Origin of the sequence: Paraburkholderia sp. RL17-381-BIF-C, assembly GCF_046026435.1 — a bacterium.
In the GTDB taxonomy this organism is placed as follows: domain Bacteria; phylum Pseudomonadota; class Gammaproteobacteria; order Burkholderiales; family Burkholderiaceae; genus Paraburkholderia.
This window is the reverse complement of the sequence record NZ_JARESX010000049.1, coordinates 37,473-55,943: the sequence shown is the minus strand read 5'-3', so window position 1 is coordinate 55,943 and position 18,471 is coordinate 37,473. Positions and strand designations below refer to the sequence as shown.

Below are 18,471 nucleotides of genomic sequence, written 5' to 3'. Positions count from 1 at the left end.
GAGGCCATGCGGGTGGCGCGGTGCGCTTTGCGAGACGGGAAAGGGTCAATGATAGCGCCAACGGTGTACGCTCAGGCTTCCGGCTGATGCACCGAAGCGGCGCCGTGAAGTTTCGCCCGACCGTTCGGTCGGTCAATCGGGTGTTGCGGTTTCGTCGAGCGATTTACCGCGAAATTGCTCAAAGCCCCGGCGCAGATCTGATTTCACCCGTCAACGCGTGGTGGGATCATGCGGTAGAATTCCATTTTGGAATAAGGATCGGAAGATGCATTGGCAGCCTCGGATCGCCCACTTGATGCCCGCCCCGCGTGAGTCTTGCCCCGCGGCGGAGCGTCTCGTCCGCCACGCACGATCGTGTAGCTGTATCTGAGCGCCACGAAGCGACCGGTGTGGGTTGACCGTCGGTCGTGCTTCGCTCCCCTAGAAAATTTCCAGCATTGCGCGCCACGCGCACCGTCAGCCGGCGCCTCACCAATGAGCGCGCCGGGTTGACCCACCGAGTCGTCCAAACATGAACGCACCTCAAGTTTTCGATCCGCACGGGGCCGCCGCTGCGGTGGCCGCCGATCCCGAAGCGCGTCTGCGCGAAATTCCCTATAACTACACGTCATTCTCCGACCGTGAAATCGTTATCCGCCTGCTAGGCGACGCCGCCTGGGCCGCGCTTGCCGAACTGCGCGCGGAACGCCGCACCGGCCGTTCGGCGCGGATGCTGTACGAAGTGCTCGGCGACATCTGGGTGGTGCGCCGCAATCCGTATCTGCAGGACGACCTGCTCGACAACCCAAAGCGCCGCGCGATGCTGATCGAGGCGCTGCATCACCGTTTGAGTGAGATCGAGAAGCGCCGCCGCGCCGATCTGACCGAACACGGCGATGAAGCGGGCGTGGATCGCGCCGCGCGCGTCGAAACGCTGGTTCAGGCCGCGCGCCGCGCCGTCGACGAATTCGCTAGCGAATTCCAGAAGACCTACGATCTGCGCAAGCGCGCGACCAAGGTGCTGGGCAAGGTCACGGAAAAGGACAACATCAAGTTCGACGGACTGTCCCGCGTCTCGCACGTGACCGACGCGACCGACTGGCGCGTCGAATATCCGTTCGTGGTGCTCACGCCGGATACCGAAGCCGAGATCGCCGGCATGATCAAGGCGTGTTTCGAACTCGGCCTGACCGTGATTCCACGCGGAGGCGGCACGGGCTATACCGGCGGCGCGGTGCCGCTCACGCCGTTCTCGGCCGTCATCAATACCGAAAAGCTCGAACAGCTGGGCGCGGTCGAAATGACCGAATTGCCGGGCGTCGATCGTAAAGTCGCGACGATTTTCTCCGGCGCGGGCGTGGTCACGCGCCGCGTGACCGAGGCGGCCGAGCAGGCCGGCTTCGTGTTCGCCGTCGATCCGACCTCGCTGGATGCGTCCTGCGTGGGCGGCAACGTCGCGATGAACGCGGGCGGCAAAAAGGCGGTGCTGTGGGGCACGGCGCTCGACAACCTTGCCTGGTGGCGCATGGTCGACCCGGAAGGCAACTGGCTGGAAGTCACGCGCCTCGACCACAACATGGGCAAGATTCACGACATCGAAGTCGCGCGTTTCGAGCTCAAATGGTTCGACGGCAATTACGCGCCGGGCGAAAAGCTGCTGCGCACGGAAGCGCTCGACATCAAGGGCCGCGTGTTCCGTAAGGAAGGCCTCGGCAAGGACGTCACGGACAAATTCCTCGCCGGTCTGCCGGGCGTGCAGAAAGAAGGCTGCGATGGGCTGATCACGTCCGCGCGCTGGGTGCTGCACAAGATGCCCGCGCATACGCGCACCGTCTGCCTCGAATTCTTCGGTCAGGCGCGCGATGCGATTCCGAGCATCGTCGAAATCAAGGATTATCTGTTCGAGACGTCGAAGCAGGGCGGCGCGATTCTCGCGGGCCTCGAGCATCTGGACGAGCGCTATCTGCGTGCGGTCGGCTATGCGACCAAGAGCAAGCGCAACGCGTTTCCGAAGATGGTGCTGATCGGCGACATCGTCGGCGACGATGCGGACGCGGTCGCGCAAGCCACCTCGGAAGTCGTGCGCATGGCCAACGGCAAGAGCGGCGAAGGCTTCGTCGCGGTCAATGCCGAGGCGCGCAAGCGTTTCTGGCTCGACCGCAGCCGCACGGCGGCAATCGCCAAGCACACCAACGCTTTCAAGATCAACGAAGACGTGGTGATTCCGCTCGATCGCATGGGCGAGTACACGGACGGCATCGAACGCATCAACATCGAGCTGTCGATCAAGAACAAGCTGCAACTGGTCGACGCGCTCGAAGCGTTCTTCCAGGCCGGCAAGCTGCCGCTCGGCAAGAGCGACGACGCCAACGAAATCCCGAGCGCCGAACTGCTCGAAGACCGCGTGCAGCAGGCGCTCGATCTGCTCAAGCGCGTGCGCACGCGTTGGGAATTCCTGCGCGACAAGCTCGATCTGTCGCTTCGTGAAGCGCAGCACTATCTGGTCGGTCTCGGTTACGAAGCGCTGGCGGAGAAGTTCGCCGACCGCGCGGACGCGCAGCCCGATGCCACCGTGTTCCATGTCACGCAGGACCGTACGATCCGCGTGTCGTGGAAGCAGGAAATTCGCGCCGAACTGCGGCAGATCTTCAACGGCGGCGAGTTCAAGCCGATCCTCGAGGAAGCTCAGGCGATCCACAAGCAGGTGCTGCGCGGCCGCGTGTTCGTCGCGTTGCACATGCACGCGGGCGACGGCAACGTTCACACGAACCTGCCGGTCAACTCCGACAACTACGAGATGCTGCAGGACGCCCACACGGCAGTCGCGCGCATCATGAAGCTGGCGCGTTCGCTCGACGGCGTGATTTCCGGCGAGCACGGCATCGGCATCACCAAGCTCGAATTCCTGACGGAAGACGAGATCAGCGAGTTCCGCCAGTACAAGCAGCGCGTCGATCCGCATGGCCGCTTCAATGCGGGCAAGCTGCTCGAAGGCGCCGACCTGCGCAACGCCTACACGCCGTCGTTCGGCCTGATGGGCTATGAATCGCTGATCATGCAGCAGTCTGACATCGGCGCGATTTCCGAATCGATCAAGGACTGTTTGCGTTGCGGCAAGTGCAAGCCGGTGTGCGCGACCCACGTGCCGCGTGCGAACCTGCTGTACAGCCCGCGCAACAAGATTCTCGCCACCTCGCTGCTGGTGGAGGCGTTTTTGTACGAAGAGCAGACCCGCCGCGGCGTGTCGATCAAGCACTGGGACGAATTCAACGACGTCGCGGATCACTGCACCGTCTGTCACAAATGCGTGACGCCGTGCCCGGTGAAGATCGATTTCGGCGACGTCACCATGAACATGCGCAACCTGCTGCGCAAGATGGGCAAGAAGAAGTTCAATCCGGGCAACGCGGCCGGCATGTTCTTCCTCAACGCGACCAACCCGCAGACCATCAACCTCGCGCGCACCGCGATGATGGGCGTCGGCTACAAGGCGCAGCGCCTCGGCAACGAAGTGCTGAAGAAGTTCGCGAAGAAGCAGACGGCGCACCCGCCGGCAACGGTCGGCAAGCCGCCGGTCACGCAGCAGGTGATCCACTTCATGAACAAGAAGATGCCGGGCAACCTGCCGAAGAAGACCGCGCGCGCGTTGCTCGATATCGAGGACAACAAGATCGTCCCGATCATCCGCAATCCGAAGACGACCACCGCCGACACGGAAGCGGTGTTCTACTTCCCGGGCTGCGGTTCCGAGCGGCTGTTCTCGCAAGTGGGTCTCGCCACTCAGGCCATGCTGTGGGAAGCGGGCGTTCAAACCGTATTGCCGCCGGGTTATCTGTGCTGCGGCTATCCGCAACGCGGGTCGGGCCAGTTCGACAAGGCCGAGCAGATCGTCACGGATAACCGCGTGCTGTTCCACCGCGTCGCCAATACGCTGAACTACCTCGACATCAAGACGGTGGTGGTGTCGTGCGGCACGTGCTACGACCAGCTCGCCGGCTACGAATTCGAGAAGATCTTCCCGGGCTGCCGGATTATCGACATCCACGAGTTTCTGCTGGAGAAAGGCATGAAGCTCGACGGCGTGAACGGCGTTCGCTACATGTATCACGACCCGTGCCACACGCCGATCAAGACGATGGACCCGGTCAAGCTCGTCAATCAGCTGATGGGCTCGGAGAAAGACGGCTACAAGATCGAGAAGAACGATCGCTGCTGCGGCGAGTCCGGCACGCTCGCGGTCACGCGTCCTGACATTTCGACTCAGGTCCGCTTCCGCAAGGAAGAGGAGATCCGCAAGGGCGCGGCGAAGCTGCGCGGCATTCCTTTGGTGGCCGAAGCCGGCGCGAACGGGATCAATCCGGCCAATGCATCGGCCGGTTCGGCGGGCGCGCCGGACGGCTCCGTCCTGAAGGCCGGCGACGGTCCGCAGCCGAAGGGCGCCACCGACGTGAAGATTCTCACGAGCTGCCCGTCCTGCCTGCAAGGCCTGTCGCGGTACAACGAAGACGCGGGCATCGAGGCGGATTACATCGTCGTCGAGATGGCACGTCACGTGCTCGGTGAAGACTGGATGGTCGACTACGTGCAACGGGCGAACAATGGCGGAATCGAGCGCGTGCTGGTTTAATGGCACGACTGACGATTTTTGCCTGAGGACGACGATGGATTGCGTTTTTTGCCGTGAAGATGGCGGCGATGTGCTGTGGCACGACGACACCTTGCGTGTCGTCCTCGCCGACGAACACGATTACCCGGGCTTTTGCCGGGTGATCTGGAACGAGCACGTGGCCGAGTTTTCCGACCTCGACGGAAACGACCGTGATCGCGTGATGAAGGCCGTGTATGCGGTCGAGCGCGCGATCCGGCGCATCCTTCAGCCGGCGAAGGTCAACCTGGCGAGCCTCGGCAACCAGGTGCCGCACGTGCACTGGCATGTGATCCCGCGTTTTTCGAACGACGCGCATTTTCCACTGCCCATCTGGGCGCCGCGCCAGCGCACGGTGTCCGAAGCCATGCTGTCGTCGCGTCGCGCGCAAGCTACCTTGCTGCGTGAAGCGGTGCGACAGGAAATCGAACAGGCTCTTGGTTGAGCGCCCCTGAACCTGTTGCGTCGCGCGAGGCTCCTGAAGGGCAAGAAAACTCGCGGCGGCGTTCTCTATGAGGTCAACATGAGCGGATTGACTCCCGATACTCCGGTGCCGACCGGCGTGGTCGTGCATTCCAAATCGCGCGTACTCGAATTGCAGTACGCAAACGGCGAATCGTATCGCCTGCCGTTCGAACTGTTGCGCGTGTATTCGCCGTCGGCGGAAGTGATGGGCCACGGGCCTGGCCAGGAAACGCTGCAGACCGGCAAGCGCGAAGTGACCATCACGATGATCGAAGGCGTCGGCAACTATGCGCTGCAGCCGACTTTCTCCGACGGCCACGCCACCGGTATCTATTCTTGGGACCTGCTGTACGACATGGCGGTGCGCCAGGATGAACTCTGGGGCGCGTATCTCGCCAAACTTCAGGCGGCGGGCGTCGATCGCGATACGCCCATGGTCCAGGCCGGCGCTGCGCACGGGCACTGTCACTGATACGATTCGCACCATCGCCGCACTGATGCGGCGCAACATTTCAGAATACGCGAAAGGACAAGCGCGATGAGCAAAACCCACTTCGGCTTTCAATCGGTCGACGAACAGGACAAGGCGCAGAAGGTGGCGGGCGTGTTCCACTCGGTTGCCGCCAACTACGACTTGATGAACGACCTGATGTCGGGCGGGTTGCACCGGGCGTGGAAGATGTTCACGATCGCCCAGGCCAACGTGCGGCCGGGCTACAAGGTTCTCGATATCGCGGGCGGCACGGGCGACCTGTCGAAGGCGTTCGCGAAGCAGGCCGGCGAAACCGGCGAAGTCTGGCATACCGACATCAATGAATCGATGCTGCGGGTGGGCCGCGACCGCCTGCTGGACAAGGGCGTGATCACCCCTGCGCTGCTGTGCGACGCCGAGAAAATTCCCTTTCCGGACAACTACTTCGACGTGGTGACGGTGGCCTTCGGCCTGCGCAACATGACGCACAAGGACGTCGCGCTGGCGGAAATGCGGCGCGTGCTGAAGCCGGCCGGGCGTTTGCTGGTGCTGGAATTTTCGAAGGTGTGGGATCCGCTCAAGAAGGTCTACGACGTCTATTCTTTTAAGGTGTTGCCGTGGTTGGGCCAACGCTTTGCGAAAGATGCCGAGAGCTATCAATACCTCGCTGAATCGATCCGGATGCATCCGGACCAGGAAACTTTGAAAACAATGATGGAACAAGCGGGCCTGGACGGCGTCAAATATTACAATTTGTCAGCTGGCGTGGTAGCTTTACATGTGGGGACCAAATACTAGGGTTCCTAACCCATCGATTTTTAAAGGAAAGTACGAAAATGTCCGATTCAGGTGCGTTATCTCCCCGTAAGGTTAAGCGGTCGCTGGTGAGAAGAATCGGACTGATCGCGATGGTCGGCCTGATCATGGCCGGCTCCCTCGCTTCGCTCGATGCGGAAGCTCGCCGCATGGGCGGTGGCCGCAGTATTGGCCGTCAGTCGAATAGCGTGACGCAGCAATCCGCTCCGTCGCAACCTTCCCAAAGCAATCAGGCCATGCAGCAGCGCGCGCAGCCCGCACCGGCGCCCGCGCCGACGCCGGCCGCGCAGCCTAACCGTTCGCGCTGGCTGGGACCGATCGCCGGTCTGGCGGCCGGTCTGGGCATCGCCGCTTTGCTGTCGCACTTCGGTCTGGGCGGCGCGTTTGCCGGCGCCATGGCCAACATCATCGTGATTGCGATCATCGCGATGATCGGTATCTGGCTGATTCGCCGTTTCATGGGCCGCAAGCGCGACGCGGCGCAACCGGCGTACGCGGGCAGTTCGCCGTCGTTCAATTCGAGCGGCACGGGCTACTCTCCGCAGGAACCGCGTTATAACGCCCCGCCTACCGGCTCGTATCTCGAACCGCAAGGCAATCCGCTGAACACGCCGACCATCAACGCCGCGCCGGTCGTGCCGGCCGGCTTCGATTCGGAAGCGTTTCTGCGTAACGCGAAGGTCTATTTCGTGCGCCTGCAAGCCGCTTGGGACGTCGGCAACACGGAAGACATCCGCGAATTCACCACGCCGGAAATGTTCGCCGAGGTGAAGGTCGATCTGTCTTCGCGCGGTGCCGAGACGAATCAGACCGACGTGGTGCAACTGAACGCCGAGCTGTTGGGCGTGGAAGAGCGCGCCAACGAATACTTCGCTAGCGTGCGCTTCTCGGGCCTGATCCGCGAAGCGCCGGGCGCGGCGGCGGAACCCTTCGTCGAAGTCTGGAACCTGTCCAAGGCGAACCGCACCGGCGAAGGCTGGCTGCTGGCCGGCATCCAGCAGGTGGCGCAGCACTGAGACAACCGCGCGCCGGGGCCGCGGCAGGACCACCCCTCCTGACCGGGCTCCTCGCGTTGGCCGTTCGGCATAGCGAGCCGCGAAGCGAACGGACGTTACAATAGGAACCCGCGCGGGCACCTCGCTCGCGCGGGTTTTTTCTTGCCACTTTCAATGACCCTCGCCGCCAAGCCATTCGCTGCTGCTGTCAATCATCTGCTCGCCCGCGAATCGTGGGCTCGTGAGCGCCTCGCCCCCTACGCGGGCAAGACCGCGAAGCTGTCCTGTCCGCCGGTCGTGCTGATGCTGCTGGTGCAACCGGACGGCTATCTGAGCGCCGTCGCCGCTACCGAGGCGCAACAGTTCGACGTGACCATCTCGGTGCCTTCCGACGCGCTGCCCGCCTTCGTGCAAGGCGGCCAGGCGGCGGTGATGAAGCACGTCAAGATCGAAGGCGACGCCGAATTCGCCACCGTGATCGCCAAGCTCGCCGAACATCTGCGCTGGGAGCCGGAAGAGGATCTGGCGAAATTCATCGGCGACGGCCCGGCGTGGCGGGTGGCGTCAGTTGTGCGCACGGTCGGCGAACATGTGCAGCGCACCGGGCGCAACCTGCTCGATACCGCCGCCGAATATCTGCTCGACGAGAATCCGCAACTGGTGCGCCGCGCCGCGCTCGAGGACTTCAACGTCGAACTGGCCCGCGCACGCGACGCACTCGCGCGCGTGGAAAAACGCATCGAGCGTCTTGAACAGAAGGTCGAAGCCCGCGGCGCTCTTGCGCCGAGCGGCGCCGCCACGTCGCGCGGCACGCGCTAGTCACCGGGCACAACTATGCGTTTTCTGCGTTTCCTCAAGATTTTTTTCACGGTCATCCGCTTCGGTCTCGATGAGATGATGCTCAGCCGCGTCAATGACCGGCGCGTGCGTCTGTTGCTGCGTATCACGACCATCGGCCGCAAGTTCGACGCCCCGCCGGGCGTGCGTCTGCGGCTTGCGCTGGAAAGCCTCGGGCCGATCTTCGTCAAGTTTGGGCAGGTGCTGTCCACCCGGCGCGATCTATTGCCGGTGGATATCGCCAACGAACTGGCCAAGCTGCAGGATCAGGTGCCGCCGTTCGATTCGGCGGTGGCGATCGGACTGGTCGAAAAGTCGCTCGGCGCACCCGTCGACGTGCTGTTCGACGACTTCGAGCGAGTGCCGGTGGCGAGCGCCTCGATCGCGCAGGTGCACTTCGCCACGGTGAAGGCCGGGCAACACGCGGGCAAGGCTGTCGCCGTAAAGGTGCTGCGCCCGAACATGCTGCCGGTGATCGATTCCGACCTCGCGTTGCTGCGCGACATCGCCGTGTGGGCCGAGCGCCTGTGGGCCGACGGCAAGCGTCTGAAGCCGCGCGAAGTTGTCGCCGAATTCGACAAATATCTGCACGACGAGCTCGACCTGATGCGCGAGGCGGCCAACGGCAGCCAGTTGCGGCGCAACTTCGCCGGGCTCGATCTGCTGCTGGTGCCGGAGATGTACTGGGAGTTCTGCACGCCCACGGTGCTGGTCATGGAGCGCATGGTCGGCGTGCCGATCAGCCAGGTGGAAACGCTGCGCGCCGCCGGCGTGGATATTCCGAAGCTGGCGCGCGAAGGCGTCGAGATTTTCTTTACCCAGGTGTTCCGGGACGGCTTTTTCCATGCCGACATGCACCCGGGCAACATTCAGGTGAGTCTCGATCCGAAGCACTTCGGCCGCTATATCGCGCTCGACTTCGGCATCATCGGCGCGCTGTCGGACTTCGATAAGAACTACCTCGCGCAGAACTTCCTCGCGTTCTTCAAGCGTGACTACCATCGCGTCGCCACGCTGCATCTGGAGTCGGGCTGGGTGCCGCCCACTACCCGCGTCGAGGAACTCGAGAGCGCGATCCGCGCGGTCTGCGAACCGTACTTCGACCGCGCGTTGAAGGATATCTCGCTGGGCCAGGTCCTGATGCGGCTGTTCTCGACCTCGCGCCGCTTCAATGTCGAAATCCAGCCGCAACTCGTGCTGCTGCAAAAAACCATGCTGAACGTGGAAGGTCTCGGCCGTTCGCTCGATCCTGAACTGGATCTGTGGAAGACCGCCAAGCCCTACCTCGAACGCTGGATGAACGAACAGATCGGGCTGCGCGGCTGGTACGAGCGCCTGAAGATCGAGGCGCCGCAGTGGAGCAAGACGCTGCCGCAGTTGCCGCGCCTGATTCATCACGTGCTGGCCGAGCGCCACGACCACGCGCGCGGTGCAAACGACGAAATGATTCGCCAGATTCTGCTCGAGCAGAAACGCACCAACCGTTTGTTGCAAGGTTTGCTGCTGTTTGGCGTGGCGGTCGGCGTCGGCGCGGCGCTGGCGCGGGTATTTCTTGCGTTCGCCTACGGCGGTTGATTGCATTCTCAACGAGGTATTTGATGAGCGACCCGACCCAGCCTTCCGCGCCCGACTTCGAAACGCGCGATCCCAACTCGCCTGCTTTCTGGGACGAGCGCTTCGAGCGCCGTTTCATGCCGTGGGATCAGGCGGGCGTGCCGTCCGCGTTTCAGGCGTTCGCCGCTCGCCATAGCAACGCCGCCGTGCTGATTCCAGGTTGCGGCAGTGCATACGAAGCGCTTTGGCTGGCCGGGCAGGGCAACCCGGTGCGGGCCATCGACTTTTCGCCGGCCGCCGTCGCAGCGGCGCACGAGCAGCTGGGCGCGCAGCACGCGCAACTGGTGGAGCAGGCGGACTTCTTCGCGTATGAGCCGCCGTTCACGCCCGCGTGGATTTACGAGCGCGCGTTTCTCTGCGCGCTGCCACTGGCGCGCCGCATTGACTACGCACGCCGAATGGCGGAGCTGCTGCCTCACGGCGCGTTGCTCGCGGGATTCTTTTTCCTCGGCGCGACGCCCAAAGGGCCGCCGTTCGGCATCGAGCGCGCGGAACTCGACGCGCTGCTCTCACCGTACTTCGAATTGATCGAAGACGAAGCCGTGCACGATTCGATCGCCGTCTTCGCGGGACGTGAGCGCTGGCTAACCTGGCGCCGCCGCGCTTGAGGGCGTAGCTGCGACGCTCCCCGGCGGCGCGGGCCGCACTTGATTCAACCGCGGCTGCCCCCACTTGACTGGGCGGCGCCTACGTCGGGCGCTCGACCCCAAAATCCGGGGGAGGGGCATCGTTTGCGGCTATAATTCAAGGCTTTGCAAGCGTTTACAAGATTTCAGTAGGGAAAAGGATCATGCCGATCTACGCTTATCGTTGCGAATCATGCGGCTTCGGGAAGGATGTGCTTCAGAAGATGAGCGACCCCCAGTTGACGCAATGTCCCGAGTGCGGGAAAGACACTTTTCGCAAGCAGGTCACTGCTGCCGGCTTTCAGTTGAAGGGCTCCGGCTGGTACGTGACTGATTTTCGCGGCGGCAATGGCGGCACGAGCGCGCCTGCCAAGCCCGACGCCAATGGCGCCTCGAATGGCGCCGCCGGCGAAAATGCGGGCGCCAATAATGGCGCCGCAGCGCAAACCGACACGGCTTCGGCCGGTTCATCGAGCGCGGCCGCAACGCCGTCCGCGCCTGCTGCCGCACCGGCCGCTTCGGCGAGTTCGAGCGGTTCCGGCAGCGCCTAGTGGGACTGCCGCCCTGCGGGGCGGTGCACACGCCGCGCGTTGGGTCTCGGCCAGCGCGGCTTTCTGGCGGTACACATGACGACGAAAAAAACGACGCTCAAATCGGTGTTCCTGACTGGCCTGCTGGTGCTGGTGCCTCTGGCCATCACACTGTGGGTGCTCGGTCTGATCATCGGCACGATGGACCAGACCCTGCTGCTGCTGCCGCGCGCGTGGCAGCCGGAGCGCCTGTTCGGCTTCCGCCTGCCCGGCCTCGGAGCGGTGCTCACGCTGGCATTCATCTTTGTCGTTGGGCTGTTGACGCAGAACTTCATTGGGCAGAAGCTCGTGAAGTGGTGGGAAGTCGTGGTCGCCCACATTCCGGTGGTCGGCCCGATCTACACCAGCGTCAAGCAGGTGTCCGACACCCTGCTGTCGAGCAGCGGCAACGCGTTTCGCAAGGCGCTGCTGATCGAGTACCCGCGCCGCGGCTCCTATACGATCGCGTTTCTGACCGGTATTCCGGGCGGCGACGTGCTCAACCACCTGAAAGAAGATCACGTCAGCGTGTATGTGCCGACTACGCCGAACCCCACGTCCGGCTTCTTCCTGATGGTGCCCAAGAGTGAAGTGATCGAGCTCGACATGACGGTCGACGCTGCGCTCAAGTACATCGTCTCGATGGGCGTCGTGGCGCCGTCCGCGCCTCCGGCGCCGGTGCGCCGCACGACAGTCGAGCCTCCGCTGTAACGCGGCACGTAGCGTTTTAATGCCACGCGCCGTTCAACCAATGCAAAACGAAAGACAAACATCATGTCGATGAGATCTGAATACTGCGGTCTGGTGACCGAAGAACTGCTGGGCCAATCTGTCTCGCTGTGCGGCTGGGTGAGCCGCCGCCGCGACCATGGCGGCGTCATCTTCATCGACCTGCGCGATCGCGAAGGCCTCGTTCAGGTCGTGTGCGACCCCGACCGCGCAGAGATGTTCAAGGCGGCCGAAGGCGTGCGCAACGAGTTCTGCCTGCAGATCAAGGGCGTGGTTCGCGCTCGTCCGGAAGGCACCACGAACGCTGCGCTCAAGAGCGGCAAGATCGAAGTGCTGTGCCACGAGCTGATCGTGCTGAACCCGTCGATCACGCCGCCGTTCCAGCTCGACGACGACAACCTGTCGGAAACCACGCGTCTTACGCACCGCGTGCTGGACCTGCGCCGTCCGCAGATGCAGCACAACCTGCGTCTGCGTTACCGCGTCGCGATCGAGGCGCGCAAGTATCTCGACTCGCTGGGCTTCATCGACATCGAAACGCCGATGCTCACCAAGAGCACGCCGGAAGGCGCGCGCGACTACCTCGTGCCGTCGCGTACGAACCCGGGCCAGTTCTTCGCGCTGCCGCAATCGCCGCAGCTGTTCAAGCAGCTGCTGATGGTGGCGAACTTCGATCGTTACTACCAGATCGTCAAGTGCTTCCGCGACGAAGACCTGCGCGCCGACCGTCAGCCGGAATTCACGCAGATCGACTGCGAAACCTCGTTCCTGTCGGAACAGGAAATTCGCGATCTGTTCGAAGACATGATCCGTCATGTGTTCAAGGAAACGATCGGCGTCGCGCTGGACGAAAAATTCCCGGTCATGCTGTATTCGGAAGCCATGCGCCGCTTCGGTTCGGACAAGCCGGACCTGCGCGTGAAGCTCGAATTCACGGACCTCACGGATGCGGTCCGCGACGTCGACTTCAAGGTGTTCAGCGTGCCGGCCAACACGAAAGACGGCCGCGTCGCGGCCATTCGCGTGCCGAAGGGCGGCGAACTCTCGCGTGGCGATATCGACAGCTACACGGAATTCGTGCGCATCTACGGCGCGAAGGGTCTGGCGTGGATCAAGGTCAACGAAGTCGCGAAGGGCCGTGACGGTCTGCAAAGCCCGATCGTCAAGAACCTGCACGACGAAGCGGTCAAGGCGATCATCGAGCGCACCGGCGCGCAAGACGGCGACATCATTTTCTTCGCGGCGGATCGCGCGAAGGTGGTGAACGACAGCCTCGGCGCACTGCGTCTGAAGATCGGTCATTCGGAATTCGGCAAGGCGAACGGCCTGGTCGAGACCGGCTGGAAGCCGCTGTGGGTGGTTGACTTCCCGATGTTCGAATACGACGAGGAAGACAACCGTTACGTGGCCGCGCATCACCCTTTCACGAGCCCGAAAGACGAGCACCTCGAGTATCTGGAAACGGATCCGGCGCGCTGCCTCGCCAAGGCCTACGACATGGTGCTGAACGGCTGGGAAATCGGCGGCGGTTCGGTGCGTATCCACCGTGAAGAAGTGCAGAGCAAGGTGTTCCGTGCGCTGAAGATCAACGCGGAAGAAGCGCAAGCCAAGTTCGGCTTCCTGCTCGACGCGCTGCAATACGGCGCGCCGCCGCACGGCGGTATCGCGTTCGGTCTGGACCGCATCGTCACGATGATGGCCGGCGCCGATTCGATCCGCGACGTGATCGCGTTCCCGAAGACGCAACGCGCGCAGTGTCTGCTCACGCAGGCGCCGAGCGAAGTGGACGAGCGCCAGCTGCGCGAGTTGCACATCCGTCTGCGTCAGCCGGAACCGAAGGCGTAATGGATTGAAGGCAGTCGGTGCTGTCTGAAAACGACAGCAGAAGCAACCGGAAAAGGCGCTCATGCGCCTTTTTCGTTTTTTGCGTTACAGTCGATGCAACTGTGTTCGACCGCTCGTCGAACCACTCTCCGACCTGTACCGCGCAAGCGTTGCTCCCAGTTTTTACGCCATGCCGAAACCGCCGAAGATTCCGCAATCCGTACTCGTCATCATTCATACGCCCGCGCTCGACGTACTGTTGATCGAGCGCGCCGATCACGCCGGTTTCTGGCAGTCGGTTACGGGCTCCAAAGATCAACTCGATGAACCGCTCGTCGAGACGGCGGCGCGCGAAGTTGCCGAAGAGACCGGCATTGTGGTGGGCAGCGAGCGCGTGCCGCAGAGCGCGTTGTTCGACTGGCAGTATTCGATCGAATATGAGATTTACCCGGAGTTCCGGCATCGCTACGCCGAAGGCGTGATCCACAACACCGAACACTGGTTCAGCCTGCAGGTGCCCGAGCAACTCGAAGTCACGCTGGCGCCACGCGAGCACACCGCATTTCTGTGGCTGCCCTATGACGAGGCGGCATCGCGCTGTTTTTCCTCGTCGAATGCGGATGCGATCCTGCAGTTGCCTAAGCGGCTCGGTGCGCGTGCTGTCGCCGGGCATCCCACGGAGCGTGGCCGATGAGCGTCGGCGGCGCGCGCCGTTTCGCCCGACTGCGGCAAGCGCTGCTCGGCCGCCGCTATTGGCAACGCTACCGGTTCACCAGCGGTAACGACGTCAAGCTGCTGCGCTCCGGCGAAGAGTTCTTCAGCGCACTGATCGCACGGGTCGACGCCGCGCAGAGCGACGTGGTGCTCGAGACGTATATCTTCTGCTACGACAACGCCGGGCAGGCGGTCAGCGCGGCGCTAAAGCGTGCCGCCGAGCGCGGCGTCAAAGTGCGCGTGATCACCGACGGCATCGGCACCGCGCGCTTGCCGATGTTCAACGAGTGGCCCGACGCCGGCATCGACCATCGCATTTACAACCCGCATCTTTTCGGCCGCTTCGGCTTCTCGCGCACGCATCGCAAACTCGCGGTGATCGACGATCAGTTCGCCTACTGCGGCGGGATCAACATCGTCGACGACTACGAGAACAACGGCGAGAAGCTGCCGTATCGGCGCTGGGACTTCGCTGTCGAATTGCACGGGCCGGTGGTCGGCGATATCCGCCAGGCGTTCGAGGTGCAGTGGCGCCGGATTCGCCTCGGGCATCGGCCGCTCGAGTCCATGGCGCCGGATCTTGGGCCGAGCACCACGGCTTCGCTCGGCAGTCTGCGCCGGCGCCGCCGCCGTCGTAACGAGGAGTTGTGGGCGGGCGGTCAGCCCTGCGTCGCGTTCGTCGCGCGCGACAACCTGATCAATCGGCGCGCCATCGAGAAGGCCTATCTGGCGGCGATCGGGCAGGCGCGCAATGAAGTGCTGCTCGCCAATCCGTACTTCATGCCGGGGCGCAAGCTTCGGCGGGCGCTGGTGTACGCGGCGCGCCGCGGCGTGGAGGTGAAGCTCATTATCGGGCGCAAGGAATTCAAGGCGCTCGATTATGCGGTGCCGTTTCTGTATCGCTCGTTGCTCAAGGCCGGCGTGCAGATCGCGGAGTATGAGAAAACGCTGCTGCATGGCAAGGTCGCGGTGGTGGATTCGAACTGGGGGACGGTCGGCTCGTCGAACCTCGATGCGCTGAGCCTGATGCTCAACAACGAAGCCAATGTCGTGCTGGTGAACGACCCGTCGATCGACGCGCTGCGCGAGGCGATCCTCGTCGCCTTCAAGGACTCGCGCCGCATCGACGAGGCGCGCTACGACGCCCGCCCGGCCAGTGAGCGCGTGCTCAACTGGCTCGCCTACACGACCTACCGCGCGGTGATGAAGCTGCTCACGGTCGGCGGATATGACTGACTGCGTGGCAACGCGCTGAGCCACGCTCGGCAGGCTCAAGTGCAATGCTTGAGCCTTCTTGCCATGCATCGACGCACGGCATGCCACGTTTCGGAACGGTCCTAGAGACGGGCCGCCTCTCTGGCAAACATAATCTGCGCTCCTTATCGATCGGGCGACCCGGCGAATTGCACGCGCCACCCAACTCCCCCCTCGTCAAGCCTCGTTGCCGTTTCGACTGCGCGCTCACGGCAACCGGATCGGCGGCGTAATGCTTACGCATCCGGATACGCATTCGCCAAACATGTCCACTTTCCCTTCATCGCAGGCAGTCGACCTTTCGAGTCTCCATGACGAGGCCGTGCACGCCTATCAAACAGGCCGCCACGATGTGGTGCAGACACTCGTCGAGCGGATCCTCGCCGAGGACGCGGAGCATGTCGGCGCCATTCACTTGCGAGGCCTGCTCGCGCTGGCGTCCGGCGAGGCGCACGACGCGCTGCGCTGGCTCGAACGCGCGATCCGGATTCGGCCGGAGCCGATTCTGTTCAACACGCTCTACGCGATTCGGCTGAACCTGGGAGATTTCGCCGGCGCGGTGCAGACTATTCGGCAGGGACTCGCGATCCAGCCTGACTTTGCCGCGTTCCACTACAACCTGGCGTTGACGCTGCAACATCTCGGTCATATCGAGGACGCCGCGGTGGGCTATCGGCGCACGCTCGAACTCGATCCGGACAACTCGGCGGCGCATAACAATTTGGGTCGCGTTTGCGCGGACCTCGGCGCAATGGACGAAGCCGAGCGTCACTACCGGCGCGCGATCGAACTGGCGCCCGCCAACCTCGTCGCGCGTAATAACCTTGCTATGGCTTTGCTTGCGACCGGCCGCTACGACGAAGCGTGGCCGTATTTCGAGGATCGCTGGGTCAGTTTCAAGCTGCCCGATGGCCGCCCCGCGCCCGCGCCGGTGGAGGTGCCGCTGCCGCGCTGGTCGGGCGAGAGCGTCTCTCACATCCAGGGCGCGCAAGCGGCGGGCGCATCGGCGCAATGCCTTCTCGTGCTTCACGAGCAAGGCTTGGGCGACAGCTTGCAGTTCGTGCGCTACCTGCCGCTGGCGCTTGCGCACTTTGCCCGGGTCGGCTATGTGTGCCCGCCGGCCTTACGGCGCCTCTATGAACGGTCATTGTGTTCACGCTGGCCGGGCCTCGTGTTGCTCGACGCTGTGCCCGTCGATCTGGCGCAGTGGGACCGCCATATTCCGATGATGTCGCTGCCAATGGCGTTCGCCACGCAAGTGGCGACAATCCCGGCCGCGCTGCCCTACCTCCATGCCGACGCCCGGCTCGCCGCCGCCTGGCGCGCGCGGCTCGAAGCGCTGCCGGCCCCGCAGCTGCCGCGCGTTGGCGTCGTGTGGGCGGGCGGTCATTCCGGCATTGCCGTGGACCGTTTGCGCAGCCTCGCTGCCGCGCAAATCGCACCCTTGCTGGCGATGCCTCACGTGCGCTGGATCAGTCTGCAAAAGACCGACGATCCCGCCAAGCTTCCCAACGCCGCCGCACGGGCGCACCTGATCGACTGGACCGATGAAATCGTCGACTTCGCGGACACCGCGGCGCTGATCGACAACCTCGATCTGGTGATTTCGGTCGATACCTCGGTCGCCCATCTCGCCGCGGCAATGGGCAAGCCGGTCTGGCTGCTCAACCGTTTCGCGGGTTGCTGGCGCTGGCTGTATGGCCGGGACGACAGCCCGTGGTATCCCGGATTGCGTCTTTTCACGCAGACGAGGCGCGCCGATTGGCATGACGTGCTGGCGCGGGTTGCCGCCGCTCTTATCCAGACTTTCCCACGGCAAGACAACGCGTCCTGATGCGGTGCATTCCCTTCCCGTATGGTCCTGGCGAGCGACCCTGAGCCGGCAGCCGAAGCAGCGGCAACACTGTGTCGGGCCGACGTCTCACGGAACGATCGCCGGTCGTTGCGCGCTGCGATTCACCCTGTCGCCGCGGCCTTCCTATACTCGTGATATGCCGAATCCTTCTGGATTCGCGCCGACTTGCTGCATGATATCGGCCGGCTGTACTAATCCGGGAAGCGAGCCTTTCGGCAGGCAAAGACCGCCTCAAGGCAAACGCCTCTAAAAAATCTCATTCCTCTGATTGACGGATGCCGCAGAATTGAAACCAGGTTAGAAACCGGTTTCTAATAAAGTCCTTGTTTCGCGGACGGCAGCACTCAATAATAGTACGGCCGTTCGATTTTCTTTCGGTCACATTAGAACGGTAAAAAAGCTATGCGAAAAGGCGAACAGACGCGAGCCGCAATTCTCGAAGCAGCACTTGATCTGGCCAGCCGCGACGGACTCGAAGGTCTGACGATCGGCTTGCTGGCTGAGCGCATGCAGATGAGCAAAAGCGGTGTGTTCGCGCATTTCGGGTCGCGCGAGGATTTGCAGGTTGAAGTCGTGCGCGAATATCACCGTCGTTTCGAAGACGAGGTGTTCTTCCCGAGTTTGCGCGAGCCTCGTGGATTGCCGCGCTTGCGCGCGATGATTTCCCGCTGGATCGAGAAACGCATTCAGGAAGTCACTACCGGCTGCATCTATATCAGCGGCGCCGTCGAATACGACGACCGCGCGGATAACCCGGTGCGTGAACAACTGGTGTCGAGTGTGACGATCTGGCGTGCGGCGCTCACTCGCGCGATTTCGCAAGCAATGGAAGAAGGGCATCTGCGCGCCGACACCGATCCGCAACTGATGCTGTTCGAACTGTACAGCTTCACGCTCGGTCTGCATCACGACGCGCGCTTCCTGCACTTGCCGGATGCGGTGCGTCTCACGTGGGCCGCGCTGGAAAAATTGATTGTTTCGTATCAGAGCGAAAGCCGTTAGCGGCGTCGCCGCCAACTAAGGCGGATTCAGCGGCGCAGAAAGTTCCGATCCACGGACTCAGCTAACGGCCTGGCT

At 63.1% G+C, this 18,471-nt stretch carries 16 protein-coding genes; all 16 read left to right on the top strand.

Going from position 1 to position 18,471, the window contains the following annotated elements; translation table 11 throughout:
* The coding region (locus P0D70_RS25680; RefSeq protein ID WP_408186524.1) for a hypothetical protein at window positions 1–296 on the top strand (296 nt) is incomplete at its 5' end.
* A gap of 215 nt (window positions 297–511) precedes the next feature.
* Window positions 512–4,606, top strand: a complete 4,095-nt coding sequence (locus P0D70_RS25675) for a DUF3683 domain-containing protein (RefSeq protein ID WP_091796752.1) — start codon at window positions 512–514, stop codon at window positions 4,604–4,606.
* A gap of 34 nt (window positions 4,607–4,640) precedes the next feature.
* Complete coding sequence (locus tag P0D70_RS25670) at window positions 4,641–5,069, top strand: HIT family protein (protein ID WP_408186523.1); 429 nt, start codon at window positions 4,641–4,643, stop codon at window positions 5,067–5,069.
* Window positions 5,070–5,147: 78 nt separating this feature from the next.
* Window positions 5,148–5,561: a gamma-butyrobetaine hydroxylase family protein gene (locus tag P0D70_RS25665; RefSeq protein WP_091800814.1), complete on the top strand. Its 414-nt coding sequence runs from the start codon at window positions 5,148–5,150 to the stop codon at window positions 5,559–5,561.
* Between the two features lie 66 nt (window positions 5,562–5,627).
* Window positions 5,628–6,359, top strand: coding sequence for a bifunctional demethylmenaquinone methyltransferase/2-methoxy-6-polyprenyl-1,4-benzoquinol methylase UbiE (ubiE, locus tag P0D70_RS25660; protein WP_091796750.1), 732 nt, complete (start codon window positions 5,628–5,630; stop codon window positions 6,357–6,359).
* Between the two features lie 38 nt (window positions 6,360–6,397).
* A complete protein-coding gene (locus tag P0D70_RS25655; RefSeq protein ID WP_408186521.1) occupies window positions 6,398–7,393 on the top strand; it encodes a Tim44 domain-containing protein in 996 nt (331 codons plus the stop codon).
* Between the two features lie 153 nt (window positions 7,394–7,546).
* Window positions 7,547–8,191 carry a ubiquinone biosynthesis accessory factor UbiJ gene (locus P0D70_RS25650; protein WP_091796748.1) on the top strand — a complete coding sequence of 215 codons (645 nt, stop codon included), beginning with the start codon at window positions 7,547–7,549 and terminating at the stop codon, window positions 8,189–8,191.
* Between the two features lie 15 nt (window positions 8,192–8,206).
* Entirely contained in the window at window positions 8,207–9,784 is a 1,578-nt protein-coding gene (gene ubiB / locus P0D70_RS25645) for a ubiquinone biosynthesis regulatory protein kinase UbiB (RefSeq protein ID WP_091796747.1), read from the top strand.
* A gap of 23 nt (window positions 9,785–9,807) precedes the next feature.
* A complete protein-coding gene (locus P0D70_RS25640) occupies window positions 9,808–10,431 on the top strand; it encodes a class I SAM-dependent methyltransferase (protein ID WP_408186520.1) in 624 nt (207 codons plus the stop codon).
* 182 nt (window positions 10,432–10,613) lie between these two features.
* Complete coding sequence (locus P0D70_RS25635; protein ID WP_408186519.1) at window positions 10,614–11,000, top strand: FmdB family zinc ribbon protein; 387 nt, start codon at window positions 10,614–10,616, stop codon at window positions 10,998–11,000.
* A 75-nt stretch (window positions 11,001–11,075) separates the two neighbouring features.
* Window positions 11,076–11,729, top strand: a complete 654-nt coding sequence (locus P0D70_RS25630; protein WP_091796744.1) for a DUF502 domain-containing protein — start codon at window positions 11,076–11,078, stop codon at window positions 11,727–11,729.
* A gap of 63 nt (window positions 11,730–11,792) precedes the next feature.
* Window positions 11,793–13,592 carry an aspartate--tRNA ligase gene (gene aspS / locus P0D70_RS25625; RefSeq protein WP_091796743.1) on the top strand — a complete coding sequence of 600 codons (1,800 nt, stop codon included), beginning with the start codon at window positions 11,793–11,795 and terminating at the stop codon, window positions 13,590–13,592.
* Between the two features lie 169 nt (window positions 13,593–13,761).
* Entirely contained in the window at window positions 13,762–14,265 is a 504-nt protein-coding gene (gene nudB, locus P0D70_RS25620) for a dihydroneopterin triphosphate diphosphatase (protein ID WP_091796742.1), read from the top strand.
* Complete coding sequence (clsB, locus tag P0D70_RS25615) at window positions 14,262–15,521, top strand: cardiolipin synthase ClsB (protein ID WP_408186518.1); 1,260 nt, start codon at window positions 14,262–14,264, stop codon at window positions 15,519–15,521. Before nudB ends, clsB begins: the two co-directional genes overlap by 4 nt.
* Window positions 15,522–15,804: 283 nt before the next feature.
* A complete protein-coding gene (locus P0D70_RS25610; protein WP_408186517.1) occupies window positions 15,805–17,373 on the top strand; it encodes a tetratricopeptide repeat-containing glycosyltransferase family protein in 1,569 nt (522 codons plus the stop codon).
* Between the two features lie 423 nt (window positions 17,374–17,796).
* Window positions 17,797–18,396, top strand: a complete 600-nt coding sequence (locus P0D70_RS25605) for a TetR/AcrR family transcriptional regulator (RefSeq protein WP_091796739.1) — start codon at window positions 17,797–17,799, stop codon at window positions 18,394–18,396.
* The last annotated feature ends 75 nt before the right edge of the window (window positions 18,397–18,471 follow it).